Source organism: uncultured Dechloromonas sp., assembly GCF_945957265.1.
In the GTDB taxonomy this organism is placed as follows: domain Bacteria; phylum Pseudomonadota; class Gammaproteobacteria; order Burkholderiales; family Rhodocyclaceae; genus Azonexus.
The window spans coordinates 36,232-49,362 of record NZ_CAMFKO010000013.1; the positions used below are offsets into that span (position 1 = coordinate 36,232).

The window sequence follows — 13,131 nt, forward strand, 5'->3', positions numbered from 1 at the left end:
CCATCGGATCAGGGAGCTAGCACGGGGACTGCCTGCGGTTTGGTCAGGGATAGTGCGCAGCGCAGGGCAAAGCGGTTCGGTGTGCGATCCCAGGGGGTAAAGCGGGGGATCAGGTAGGGATCGGTATTTGCCGTCGCAACTCCCCAGTCGGTTGTTGCCGCAGCCTGAAAGCCGGCCTTCTCGATCATCCGGAGATGGACTTGCCGCATGTCGGTACGGGTATTTCCGTTTGGATAGGCAAAGGAAACCACCGGCTGGTCCAATAGTGCTTCCAATTCGGCTTTCCCGTGCACGATTTCGTATTCGGCTTCTTCGTCGGGGAGCGAGAGCAATATCGGATGGGTATGGGTGTGGGCGCCGATTTCCATGCCGCCCTCGGCCAACATCCGTATATCTTGCCGGCTCATCATGAGGTTCGGATGATCAGACAAACCGGATGACCTGGCAATTTCGGCGGCAGTGATTTGGCGTTCGGCATGCGGGCGATATTTGAGGGATTGCAGGATATTCTGGATCGTTTGTTTGCGTTCGGCGGTCGTGCCGGTCGGATGGGTACCCAGACCAAAGCGTTCAAGATCAAGGGTGTCTGTTCCGATATGGCGTACCGTTTCAATGATATTGTCATTCCACATCCGGCCGCCACCGGTAAATGACGTAGCGATGAAGAAGGTGGCTGGAGCCCCGTATTTTTTCAGGATAGGGTAGGCGACCGTCGCGTTGTCCAGATAACCGTCGTCGAAGGTGATGCAAGCGCTGGCCGGCGGCAAAGTCCCGGATCGGAGTCGTGACGTGGCCTCACCGAAAGTCATGACTTTGTAGTTACGCGAGATGAACGAAACCATCCAGTCGAATTGTTTCGCACAGGGCTCGCCCGGGAGCAGTTCATCGGCTCGGTTCGGTATTCTGTGGAAAATGAACACCTGGAGTCTTGGTTGCGTTCCGTGACCGGAAAGGAGTCTTAGTAAGGGTTTCCAGAGCATATGGCGATTGGGGGCTGGATATCGGGCGAGCGGAGCGCTCGTTATTTTTTCTCGATGCTCGTCTTTTGTTTCAGGTCTTTCGCCAAGTCTTTCAGGGCGCGAGATTCCGGAACCTGCTCCAGTCCTTCGTTGACCAGCTTTATGGCCTCCTGCCGTCTTCCAGTTTGGTTCAAATGCAGCGCCCAATAGAGATAGGCTCGCCAGGAGGCAGGATCGATACGGATGGATTCCTGCAGCGACTCTTCAGCTGCTCGGGTATTGCCGACTCGAAGCAGGACTTGCCCTTTGACTGCCAGGATTTCACTAAGGAGAGGCATCTCCGGCTGAGAGCGCTCAATGACATAGTTGAGGTCGTTGACGGCTGTGTTGAGCTCGCTTGCTCGTAATTCGCGGGAGATGCCGTAGCGATAGGAGCGAGCGATACGAACCTGCGCCCAGCAGTAGTGGTGTATTGCCCAGTATCCCTTGCCCAGTTCGTTTTCCCAGTGTTTGGATGGCGTAGGTTGGTGCCGGGCTGATACCGCCGCCTTATGCTTGCAGTAGTCCGGAAGCATGGCGTATTCAGCGTCGGTCATTTGCATTTCTGCAGAGACGGGCGTTGAGAAGCCCAAAGCGACGAAGGCTGTCAGAATGATGGCGCTAGCTGTTGATGCCATGGGGTGGCTTTCTGATCCGAATGCTGGGTGGATTTGATGGTGCAATGGTAAGCGGGTTCGCTATTTTCTTGTCTTCATCGATGGTGGCTTTGACGAGTACCACGAGTGCCGCCAGATAATAAGGGAAGTCGAAATGCAGCAGTCCGAGGAAGGCGCCGCCGGTGGCGAAGCCGACGATACTGACCTGGATCATCGACATCAGCAGAGGCACCCAGGTCTCGTATTCGGTGCCTTTGGCACGACGCGCAAGCCGCGTGGCCGATCGCCAGGTGACTATGCCCAGGGCCAGATACATGAACAAGCCGGGGAAGCCATGCTCGCCCAGGGCCTGGAAATAGATGCTGTGGGAGTCGAATGACTTGATCCAGGGGCCGGGCGAGTAGAGGTAATACAGAACGTCGCTGCCGATCCGGAATCCGCCGCCGATGATGGGGCGGTCAAGCGCCATGTTCCAGATGGTCGCCCAGGTATTGAGCCGGCTTTGTGCAGAGCCGTCTTCCTCGTAGGTGGAGATGGTGTTCATCCGGCTATACCATTCTTCCGGCATGAACAGCAGGGCAGTGGCCAGCAGGGCTGAAAAGCCGAGCCCCATCAAGATTTTCCGGTCGCTTTTCAGAATGAAGAAAGTTCCCATTCCGAAAATGGCGATGAGGGCACCACGGGAGTGGCTACCGAGAATAGAAAAAACGCAGAAGGCCATCGATGCCCAGAGACCTCGCCGCAGCCATGGGTTGGCCGATATTCTGATCAGGTAGTACATGAGCGGGATCAGGGTGACCAGGGCGAGCGCCAACTCATTGTTCCCTTCGATGAAGGTATCGGCGGGACCCCAGACACGGAAGGAGCCACCGTTGATCAGAGTGAAGATACCCCCCTTGGTTCCGTAGAACCCGATAGAAACAACCATGACCCAGACCAACGCGACGATTTGTTCGCGGCCGCGTAGAAGCATCAAGGAGACGAGCAGCATGAGCTGGGTTTTGAGGACCTGTTTCCAGGTCCAAAATACCGCATCTGCATCCGGGTTGATCGCTGTTTGTGCGGTGATCGACATCCAGATCACGAACGCAATGAGCAGTACCGTAATGGAATTGACCGGAAACGGCTTGCGTTGCGAACTGAACGGAGTGACCAGCAAGACGGATACGGCGGTGAGCATGGCGAAGGGAATATCGAATGCGATCCCGTAGGCAAGACGATGGGGCGACATCATGCTGACCCATGCCCAGGCCAGGGCGCCGATATAGGGCCGGCGAAAGATGGTCGGAATGAGTACGGCGAATATCGCAATGAGCGCAATGTCACGCATGAGAGGCGGCTTCCGGTCGGGGGGCGCATTGTGAAGCCATGATGCGACGAAATAGCGCGACCTGGCGGTTTGATGTGTCGGCCCAGGAGTATTGTTCGGCGTATTGGCGAATCGCCGCGCGGTCGGGGTAGTTGTTCATCAGGCCGAGGAGCGCCTCGACAAGGGCTGCCGAATCTCGTGTATGCATCAGGCGGCCTACCTGTGGATTGGTCACAATCTCTGGCGTTCCACCGACCGCGGTTGAAATCACCGGGGTTCCGCAAGCCATGGACTCGAGCAGGACATTGGCCCAGCCTTCGCGGCTGGAGCAGAGCACCAATACGTCCGCCGCGCTGTACCACCAGCGCAGGTCGGTATTCGGTATCGAGCCGGCAAAGACAATGCGGTCACTGACCCGCAGGCGGTCTGCAAGGCTCTTCAGTTCCGATTCGAGCGGACCTTTGCCGACGATAACCAGGTTTGTATCGGCAGGGAGAGCGGGCATTGCCGAAATGGCGATGGCGTGCCCCTTGAGTTCCACCAGGTTGCCGACGGAAAGGATGATTTTCCCCCCCGGCAGACCTAAAAGGCGACGCGCTTCTGGCATGGGTTCCGGGTGGAAACGCTCGAGATCTACCCCGTTGCGGAAGACATCCAGCTTTTCAGGTGCCGCCCCCAGGCTGGAAAGCCTTTCCATCAACGCATTGCAGACGCCGATCGAGGCGTCGGCTAGGGATGCCGTTTCCAGAATGCGTCGGCGAGGCTCGCGGTAGTTCGGAATGAGATTGAGATCGCTACCCCGCGCCGTCACGATGAAGGGCTTGCCGATGGCTCGGGCAATGATGCCGGCGGCGACGCCGTCGGGGTAATAGTAGTGGGCATCGATCAGGTCGAAGTCGAACCCTTCGGCGATGAGCTTGCGTATGGTCGGTATGGCACCATTGGCGAGAGCCTGCGGTGCCAAGTTCATGCCGATTTTGGGCAAGAGGTAATAACGCGGATGGTGCACGGCGATGCCGTTCCAGCGTTCGAATTTCGGTGTGGCGGCAAAGCGCCCGTATTCGCCGAAGACGGTGCTGGAGAACGGAAACCAGGGGACCGGAGCGACTACCTGGGTTTCGACCTTGCCCGTTTTCAGCAGCTCGCGTAACCGGGTCTCAACAAAGATACCGTGTCCCGGGCGTACGGAACTTGGGTATAGTGAGGAAAACAGTAGTGTCTTGATGGGGCGAGGCATAAGAAGTCGTCGAGATAGGCGTCTATGCACCGAAGCTCAAATCGGTTTCTTGCTGGTCAGCCGGGTGTACGGCGCGATATAGTTTGCGACACTGTTGCGCCAGTTGCGAACGTCCTCGACGAAACGACGGCCGTTGGCATGAAGTTGTGGCCAATGCCCGCGGGAGGAAATCAGTTCGCGAATGCTGGTTGCCAAAGCTCCTGGATTACCCGCCTTGAACAGGATTCCGTTGTAGCGGTCTGTGATGAGTTCCTGATGGCCGCCAACGTCCGATGCCACGAAGAGTTTGCCTTGTGCCATTGCTTCCAGAGGTTTGAGCGGCGTCACCAGTTCGGTCAGGCGCATCGAATGGCGGGGATAGGCAAGGACGTCGATCAGGTCGTAATAGCGGTTAACTTCCTTGTGCGGCACCCGGCCCGTGAAAATGACCTTGTCGGCGATGCCGAGGGCTTGGGCTTGCCGCTTCAGATTGTTTTCCTGCGGCCCGCCGCCGACCAGAAGAAGGCGGGTGTCGGGGGCCGTTTCGAGGATCATCGGGAAGCTGTCGAGCAATAGATCGAGCCCTTCGTAGGCATAGAAGGAACCGATAAAACCGATCACCGTTTTTCCGCTCAATCCCCATTGTTGCTGGAGTTTCGGGTCGGGCGGGCTGGCCAGCTGGAAAGACTCGATATCGACGGCATTCGGAATGACGGTGACTTTTTCGGCGGCAATGCCGCGTCCCACGATATCGGCCCGCAGGCCTTCGCAAATGGTGAATACGTGGTCGACCTGCCGGATGGCACGGGTCTCGAGGGCGCGCGTGGCCCGATAGCGCAGGCTGCCTTCGTGGGTGCTGCCATGGTCTACGGCGGCATCCTCCCAGAAGGCGCGGATTTCGTAGACGACCGGAATGCCCAGTTTGCGAGCCACCTTGATGGCGGGCAGGGCATTGAGTACAGGGGAGTGGGCGTGGATGATGTCCGGACGGATTTCGCGAGCGACTTCTTCAAGACGTTTTTCCAACTGCCGCATCAAGGCGAATTCCTTGACGATGGGCAGCCTGGAGGCGATGCCGCAGGGCAGGGGGGTACGGTAAAACTGCAGGCCATCGACTTCTTCGACGGTTAGCTTGCAGGCACCTTGTTTGGGGGAGGTTACATGGAAGGTCTGCCACCCCAAGGCACGTTGCTCGCGGAGCAGGGCAGCCGTGCGGAAGGTGTAGCCGCTATGCAGCGGGATGGAGTGATCGAGGACGTGGAGCGTGCGGGTCATGCCTGTAACTCCGGCTCCATAACGTTGCGCAGAAAGGCCTCGAACATCAGCAAGGTCCAGATCGAAGCGCTGTAATCACGGGCGCCGTTGTTGTGGTCGGTGACCAGCTGCTGCAGGTAGTCCCGGTTGAACCAGCCGGTATCGGCCAGACGGGAACCGAGAATGGCGTCCTCGACGCGTTGCTTGAGCGGACCGCGGAACCAGCGGGCGAGCGGCACCGAGAAACCCATTTTGGGTCGGTAGAGCACGTCGTTCGGCAGATAGGGTTCCATCGACTTCTTGAGGATGTGCTTGCCCTCCTGGCCGCGGATCTTTTCAGATGAGCGCAGCGTCGCCAGCCATTCGACCAGTTGGTGATCCATCAGCGGTTCGCGGACTTCCAGCGAATGGGCCATGCTGGCGCGATCGACCTTGGTGTTGATGTCGCCGACCAGGTAGGTTTTCAGGTCGAGATACTGGATCAGGGCGAGAGGGTCGTCGGTGTTCGCCTGGCCGGCATGGCGTTGGAACACCTGCTGGGCATCGTAGCCGCCCAGGGCGGACTTGAAGCTGTCGCTGAACAGCTGCCGGCGCATCGGCGCACGGAGGATGGAAATCGAGTGGAAGTAGCCTTCGACCGACGAGCGGGCGATGCCTTCGAAGGTCGTCTTGGCGCGGAAGACGCGTGGTGCCCAGTCGGCTTTCGGATACAGTTTGCCCAGGGTGCCGAAGAGGGGGCGGCGCAGGGCCAGCGGCAACGCCGAGCGCATCTTTTCTTCCATCAGGTGCAGGCGATAGCGGCGATAGCCGCCAAAGCTCTCGTCGCCGCCATCGCCGGAGAGGGCAACGGTGACATGCTTGCGGGCGAGCTGGCAGACGCGATAGGTGGGAATCGCCGAACTGTCGGCGTAGGGTTCGTCGTAGAGCTTGGCCAGGGTGTCGATCAGGTCGAAATCGTCGCTTTCGACGATATCGAGATAGTGATTCGTGCGGTAGCGGTCGGCCACCATCTTGGCGAATTCAGATTCGTTGAAAGCCGGATCGGAGAAGCCGATTGAGCAGGTGTTGACCGGATCGGCGGAGAGTCCGGCCATGATGGCGACCACGGCGCTGGAATCGACGCCGCCGGAGAGGAAGGCGCCGAGCGGTACTTCCGAGACCATGCGCAGTTTGATCGACTCTTCCAGGCGGTGGGTCAGTTCGGCGCGTGCGTCCTGCTCGCTGATCGGATTGTCGAGGGTGAAACGGACATCCCAGTATTCACGGGGTTCGCCGACCGGCTGGCCGCGGCGCAACAATAGGGTGCAGGCGGGCGGCAGTTTCTTTGCCTGCTTGAAAATGGCGCGCGGCTCGGCCACGTAACCCAGGGCGAAATATTCCTCGACGGCGCAGGGATCGATGTCGCGCTTCAGGCCGCCGTGGGCGAGCAGCGATTTCAGTTCGGAGCCGAACAAAAAGCTGCCGTCATCGAGCAGCGCGTAGAACAGCGGTTTGACGCCAAGACGGTCGCGGGCGAGGAAGAGGATTTCGCGATTGCGGTCCCACAGAGCAAAGGCGAACATGCCACGAAAGCGGTCGACGCAGCGCTCGCCCCAGGCTTCCCAGGCGTGCACGATGACTTCCGTGTCGCTCCGGGTGTGGAAAGTGTGGCCGAGTGCCTGAAGTTCGGGAATCAGTTCCTGGTAGTTGTAGATTTCCCCGTTGAAGACCACGCAAACGCTGTTGTCCTCGTTGTAAAGCGGCTGTTGGCCGGTGGACAGGTCGATGATCGACAGGCGGCGATGGCCCAGTCCGACACCGGGCTCAAGGTGCAGCCCCCCCTCGTCGGGTCCGCGGTGGAACTGCGATTCGTTCATGCGATGGAGGATGGCGCGGTCGATGTCGCGCTTGCCCCGGGTGTCGAAGATCCCTGTGATTCCGCACATGCTTTGCTACTCTCAGTTGGTGTTGAGTTGCCGCATCTTCCCGTAGAAAAGGCGGTCGTAGAGTTGTTGGTAGTTGCGAACCATGGCATCCATGCTGTAGTTCCGTTCGACGAGTTGCCGGCCATGTTGGCCCATCGATCGAGCCATCCCGGGTTGCCGTGCAAGATAGATGAGAGCGCCCGCCAAACAGGACGGGTTGGAAGCGGGAACCAGGCAACCACTTCGCCCTTCTTCGACGAGTTCGAGGTTGCCGCCGACTGCCGTTGCGATGACCGGCAATCCGCTCGCCATCGCTTCGAGGATTGTATTGGATATTCCCTCGGCGATTGAAGGCAGGACGAAACAATCGAGTCCCTGCATGATTGTCGGGACGTCTGTTCGCTCGCCAGGCAACCAGGCCAGATCGCCGAGGCCTGCATTGTGCAATATGGTTTCCGACTCCTGGCGCAGCGGGCCTTCGCCAACCATGATCAGGCGCAGGCTTTGCCGCAACTCGGGGGTGCGCTGGATCGCCAGAACGAAAGCCTTCGCCAGGTTGGTTTGATCCTTGACGGTTTGCATGCGTCCGGCAGTACCGACAATCCATCCTTCATGAGCATTGAAGGGGGAACCGGGAATTGGCTGCCGGTGTTCGACAGGATGGAAGCGGATGGCGTCAACGCCGTTGTAGATCTGAGTCACGCGCTTGGATGAAATGCCGACGGGATGGACCAGATATTCGGCCAGATCTTGCGAGAGCGCTATGTAATGCTTCACGAACGGGCTGTAAATCCGCCGAATCCATTGGCATTTCTTGTTGGTGCCATCGTAGTCGCCGACATCCCGCCCATGTTCGCCGTGCACTCGGGCTGCCACGCCGGACAGCCAAGCCGGAACCTGGGCTTCCAGGGCGGCAAGATTCCGGGTGTGAACGATGGCGGGACGTAACTCACGGAAAATTCGATAGAGTTGCGGATATATCCAGAAGACATGCCCTGGTGCCTTGTTCATGGCAATGAACTCGACGTCGGTGCGTTTGATGCGTTGCCTGAAATCGGTAATGTCGGTCAGTGCGATGACGGCATGCCGATAGGCGGATTCCGGCATGTGGTTGATCAGGTTGACGATGCCGTTTTCGAGGCCGCCTGTGTCGAAGCGGTGCATGACATGGGCGACGAGAGGGCGTTGGTCGGTCATCGCGACTGGGTACGTGCCAGCGACGCATGAATGACCTCGGTCATGTCATGGCTGAATGCGGTGAGTGCTTGTGCGGCGACGGCTTTGGGGGCGTAGATGATCACCGCGGCGGAGTCGTCGCCAAGACCCGAAAGCATCGACCACGCGGTTAGCCATTTCGCCTCGATCTCGCTGCTCGTGAAACGACCGTTGACCCAGTACCACTGCCAGGCGACATAGCGATCATCGATTGCCCCGGATTTGTGAACCAGCTCGAAGGTTTTTACGCGGGTAATCCGGGCGTTTCCTTCCAGCGTTTGAGTTCCGCTGGCGGCCAACTGCCAAGCCGGATTCGTGGTGGTCACGATAGCATTGGTTGAGGTGACGAGCTTTCGATCGAAGTCTTGATTTCGGTAGTAGGCGATGTAGAAGCCAACCTGCTGGTTTCCTGACTTGAACGTTTCGTGTTTTTCCACCGACGGATTATCGAAGTGAGGCTGCAAGTCGACCAGGCGTGAAGTAGATTGCCAAGCGCCCGCGGCTTGCGGGGTCTCAAGAGATGGGGGCAGGCTGTTGATGCCACCTTGAATCCTGTCTTTGGCGATCGGCCCGGCAACCAGCATCAATATGATGATGAAGGTCGAAAGGAATATCGGTCGGGTTTCATGCCCGCTGCTTGGCATCGCGTCGGGTACCGAGACAGGGTCGTCATGGGATTCCGGTTCAGACCAGCGCATGCCGATGGCAAACATGATGGCGATGACTACGCCAAAGAAAATCCAGCCGTAGATCAAGTGATCCACTCCGACCGCCAGTTTGTTGCCGGACAGGTGCCCGAGCATGACGATCATGTAGGCGCGTAGCCAGTTGGCGAAAATCGGCACCAGGATGGAGACGCCTATGAAGATCATTCGGCGCTTCAGCGATGTGTATGTCAGGTAAGCGTATAGCGTGCCGATCGTCAGGGAAGCGATCAGGTAGCGGATGCCGCTACATGCCTCGACCACCGACCAATTTCCGCTGGGGATGACGAAATTCTGACCTTCACGGTAGACGGGGATTCCGCTGAGTCGAACGGCAATGACGGTGAAGTCCGCTGTCCACTCCATCAGCCTCGGCATCAGAAAATCCCCGATTGGTACAGCGAAAAACAGGAAAACGAAAGGGAATGCGAGTTCCTTGCTGATTGTCTTTCCAAGCAGTGTCATGCAGGAAACGACGACGATTGCCACGATGGAGAACTGTGTCAGCGCATTGACCGCTGTTATTTCCCCCAGCAACCAGGCAAATACCGATATCCCCAGCAGAACAAGCGGCCATAACCACGCCTGAGGCATCAGGCGAGTTATCCGGTGACGTGACCGCCACACAAGCCATCCTGATATGAAGGGAACCAAAAGCCCATGGGTATAGGTTTCCGAGCGCCACCAGATTTCGGCCATCGCCATGAAGGTTTCACGATAGCAGTAGCCAAGCACGGCCAGCGTCAGCGCAATCAACGCCAGCGTGTCGCGCCACATTCGCATGGGTGATTCCGCGCGGGAGTTCACAATACCCCCTGGTTTACCGTCGCAGGCAGATACTGGTCTATCCCGGATAGGTGGGCCTCCCAGCTATAACGGGCCAAGACGCGCGCCCGAGCCTTGCGACCAATATTGGCGGCCTCGTCAGGAGTGCTCAGCAAGCGATCGATCTGGGCCGAATACTGTTCGGGTGTTGATGCAGTTAGCAGTTCTTCATCGTGTATCGCGTCAACTGCACTCGCACATTCCGCCGAGGCGACGACCGGGCGAGACATGGCCATGGCTTCCAGTATCTTGTTTTGTATGCCGCGAGCAATACGCAAGGGCGCCACAACGACTGCCGCATGTTGCAGATAAGGACGGACGTCGGGAACGGTACCGGTTACCGTGATGTGTGCGCCTGCCAGAGCCATGACTTCTGCCGTCGGGCTACGGCCGACGATGTAAAAACGAAGTCGTGGCCAGCGCTCAAGCAACTTGGGCAACACGGCGGAGCAAAACCAGGTTACCGCATCGATATTTGGGTGGTAGTCCATTGCGCCGGTGAATACGACCGGTATCTCATCGGCTGCATATGGCATGCATAACTGGCTGTCTGGCGTGAAGTAACCCGCATCGACACCGTTGCAAATGGCTCCGACCCGGACGGAGCACTCGGGGGCGAGTGTGTTGAATAACCCCGCTTCTGCTTCGGTAACGAAGAACGATCGCGCTGCCTTGGCGGCGATCTGCCTTTCATAATTCAGCAGGCTTTTCCCTTCACGGCGATACAGCCATGACATGGGCCAACGATGATTGGGGGCGTACTGAGTCCATTTCGCCGAATCTACATCGACAAAGTCGATCACTCTGGGCAGCCGTTGCAGATGATCGATGTATTGGGCCATGGCGGAGCAGAAAACGACTGCAGCATCGATTTTTTCCGAAGCGCAGACTTGATTGACCCAGTGCTGTAACCCGGCATCGCGGTAGTAGCGAAGCGTGAGGGGATCGCCTGCCAACAATCCATTGAGGCTGCGAATCTTGGCGGTACGCGGATTCAGATGGGCGACGTGGATCTTGCTGCAGTATTGCCTGACCGTCTCGATGTGTTGAATGTCATCGGGATCGTCAACAAACGTTCCCAGAAAGACTTGATGCCTTGCTGCCAAATGTTTCAGCAAATGGAACGATCGGACTTTGTCGCCTTTATTGGGAGGGTAGGGAAGGCGATGTACGAGATAAAGAATGTTTGCCATGACTAACCCAGGTTCCGCACGATGTGTGGCCCAATTGCATTGGCCAGCGAGATCGGCATGCGGCGCCAGGCTTCAATGAATATTTTGTACTTTGCGTTGGAAGGATTGTTTTGCGGAATGCTTTCGCGCTTGTACAGGCAGTATTCATAGAAGAGCGACTGGGGTTCAAATCCCCAGTTTTTCTTGAAGGCGTAAGGACCTGTCCCGACCTTGCTGCGGCCGTAGTCGAATATTTTTATGCCCCGTTCGGAACTGCGGCGCATCAACTCCCAATATTTGAAATCATTGGCTGCCAGATGGCGGGCATCTTCGTCGTCGCCGGCATAATAAGGCAACACCTCGTCGCGGAAATAGAACGACAGGACGCTGCTTAAGGGCTTCCCTTCAGCAGAGCAGACGGTCAGGATTTCGCAGTCGTTTCCAAACAGCCGCAACAGCGTATCGAAATACTTTTTGGGCAAGGCCGGTGTGCCGTGACGATGGACGTTGCTCGCAAACAAGGAAAAGAAGCGATCGCTGCTTGGGTCAACCTGGCTGATCAGCCCATTGTTTATTCCCTTGCGAACCATGGCGCGCTGTTTGCGAGGAATTGCCTTCATGTTGGCATCAGCGTCTGGGAGTATCTGCTTCCGAAAAGTGACGTACAAATCCTGCGTGGGCCACTCGGCATGCCTTGGTGCGAGGTTGCGGAACTCCAGATGTTCAACGCCAAGTTCTCGTGCGAGATCCTGTGCAGCCTCTTCCAGTGCGCTGACTGCCTCCGTGCTCGTGGCTGCTATCCCCGCATAAACGGTGAAGGGAAGGGAAACCAGCGCGTTTCCGAAAAGAATGCTCTTTACGTGGGCGAGCGGAAGAATGCCCGAGATTTCGCCGTCCTGTTCAACGTAGAGGAAATAGGTGTCATGGCGAAAAACATCCCGCAGGATGGTCTGCCACTCGGGGCGATGAAAAAAAGTCGCCTCGGGGCAATTTGCGACAAAAGCGTTCCAGCGGCTGAAACCTTTTGTATCTGAGGGAAGAAGCCGATTGATTTTCAAATGATTTCAGGCTTTGTTGAGGAACAGCTTGTCCATTCGAGTCCAGGAAAAGTCGCCCAGGAGACGATGCAGCCGTTGTTCCATTCGATGGATATTCAGATAGTGGCGGAAACGGGTTTTTGCACTGACTCCCTCGACTCGTGGTTGCTCGACATCGATTTCCCACGGATGAAAATAGAAGACAGCGGGGAGTTGATCAACGTGATTGATGCGTTGGATCATCCAGCGCGAAAGGCCATAGGGTAGCAAACGGAAGTACCCGCCACCGCTGGCAGGCCAGTTCCGGCTGAAGAATCGAAGCGTGGTTGCCGGTATCTCCAGCAGATTGCCGATCGAGTGGGCGTGGCGTGGCGCATTCGGCATGCCATAGTGATCATGGCGGATGGGATATATGCTCGAACTGTACAGGTAACCCGCTTTTTCCAGACATTCAAACGCCCAGAGGTTTTTCTCGCCGATGGAAAAGCTGGGGGCGCGATAGCCCTTGATTTCCGTGCCAGCAATATCTTCCAGGATCAGTTTTGCAACATTGACATCAGCAAAGAAGCTGTCAGGGCTCTGATCGGTAGCGCGTTCGTGTCCATAGCCATGACTGGCAATTTCGTGGCCGTTGGCAACTATTTGTCGAACGATATGGGGGTAACGTTCAGCAATCCATCCGAGCGTGAAAAACGTGGCTTTTGTATCGTGCTGATCCAGCATCGAGAGAATAATATCCACATTTCTTTCAACCCTGCATTCCCTGAGCGGCCATTCGGACCTCGGGATATGCGGGGCAAAGGCCGATACCTGAAAATAGTCCTCGACATCAATTGTCAGGGCGTTGCGTGTACCGGAAACCGTCATGGCAACCTGTCCT

At 57.3% G+C, this 13,131-nt stretch carries 11 protein-coding genes; all 11 read right to left on the reverse strand.

All coding sequences use genetic code 11. From position 1 onward, the window contains the following. Positions 1 to 8 precede the first annotated feature (8 nt). The 11 genes from Q0P59_RS08855 to Q0P59_RS08905 all read right to left on the reverse strand — a co-directional run bounded on the left by Q0P59_RS08855 (position 9) and on the right by Q0P59_RS08905 (position 13,118). Complete coding sequence (locus Q0P59_RS08855; protein WP_295005711.1) at positions 9 to 842, reverse strand: polysaccharide deacetylase family protein; 834 nt, start codon at positions 840 to 842, stop codon at positions 9 to 11. Positions 843 to 1,021: 179 nt separating this feature from the next. After that, positions 1,022 to 1,636: a hypothetical protein gene (locus tag Q0P59_RS08860; protein ID WP_295005713.1), complete on the reverse strand. Its 615-nt coding sequence runs from the start codon at positions 1,634 to 1,636 to the stop codon at positions 1,022 to 1,024. Continuing rightward, positions 1,620 to 2,945 (reverse strand): putative O-glycosylation ligase, exosortase A system-associated, encoded by a 1,326-nt coding sequence (locus tag Q0P59_RS08865; protein WP_295005716.1) that lies wholly within the window; start codon positions 2,943 to 2,945, stop codon positions 1,620 to 1,622. The genes Q0P59_RS08860 and Q0P59_RS08865 overlap by 17 nt, the downstream gene beginning before the upstream one ends. Next, positions 2,938 to 4,161: a glycosyltransferase family 4 protein gene (locus tag Q0P59_RS08870; protein WP_295005717.1), complete on the reverse strand. Its 1,224-nt coding sequence runs from the start codon at positions 4,159 to 4,161 to the stop codon at positions 2,938 to 2,940. Before Q0P59_RS08870 ends, Q0P59_RS08865 begins: the two co-directional genes overlap by 8 nt. Positions 4,162 to 4,197: 36 nt before the next feature. Then, on the reverse strand, positions 4,198 to 5,415 hold the full coding sequence (locus Q0P59_RS08875; RefSeq protein WP_295005719.1) for a TIGR04063 family PEP-CTERM/XrtA system glycosyltransferase: 1,218 nt from the start codon (positions 5,413 to 5,415) through the stop codon (positions 4,198 to 4,200). Continuing rightward, positions 5,412 to 7,319 (reverse strand): XrtA/PEP-CTERM system amidotransferase, encoded by a 1,908-nt coding sequence (locus Q0P59_RS08880; protein ID WP_295005721.1) that lies wholly within the window; start codon positions 7,317 to 7,319, stop codon positions 5,412 to 5,414. Before Q0P59_RS08880 ends, Q0P59_RS08875 begins: the two co-directional genes overlap by 4 nt. A 12-nt stretch (positions 7,320 to 7,331) precedes the next feature. Beyond that, positions 7,332 to 8,495, reverse strand: coding sequence for a TIGR03088 family PEP-CTERM/XrtA system glycosyltransferase (locus Q0P59_RS08885; RefSeq protein WP_295005723.1), 1,164 nt, complete (start codon positions 8,493 to 8,495; stop codon positions 7,332 to 7,334). Continuing rightward, positions 8,492 to 10,000, reverse strand: coding sequence for an exosortase A (xrtA, locus tag Q0P59_RS08890; RefSeq protein ID WP_295005725.1), 1,509 nt, complete (start codon positions 9,998 to 10,000; stop codon positions 8,492 to 8,494). Before xrtA ends, Q0P59_RS08885 begins: the two co-directional genes overlap by 4 nt. Before the next feature lie 20 nt (positions 10,001 to 10,020). Beyond that, complete coding sequence (locus Q0P59_RS08895; RefSeq protein ID WP_295005727.1) at positions 10,021 to 11,235, reverse strand: TIGR03087 family PEP-CTERM/XrtA system glycosyltransferase; 1,215 nt, start codon at positions 11,233 to 11,235, stop codon at positions 10,021 to 10,023. A gap of 2 nt (positions 11,236 to 11,237) precedes the next feature. Then, positions 11,238 to 12,272 (reverse strand): FemAB family XrtA/PEP-CTERM system-associated protein, encoded by a 1,035-nt coding sequence (locus Q0P59_RS08900; protein WP_295005729.1) that lies wholly within the window; start codon positions 12,270 to 12,272, stop codon positions 11,238 to 11,240. A 6-nt stretch (positions 12,273 to 12,278) separates the two neighbouring features. Then, positions 12,279 to 13,118, reverse strand: coding sequence for an XrtA system polysaccharide deacetylase (locus Q0P59_RS08905; protein ID WP_295005731.1), 840 nt, complete (start codon positions 13,116 to 13,118; stop codon positions 12,279 to 12,281). Positions 13,119 to 13,131 lie beyond the last annotated feature (13 nt).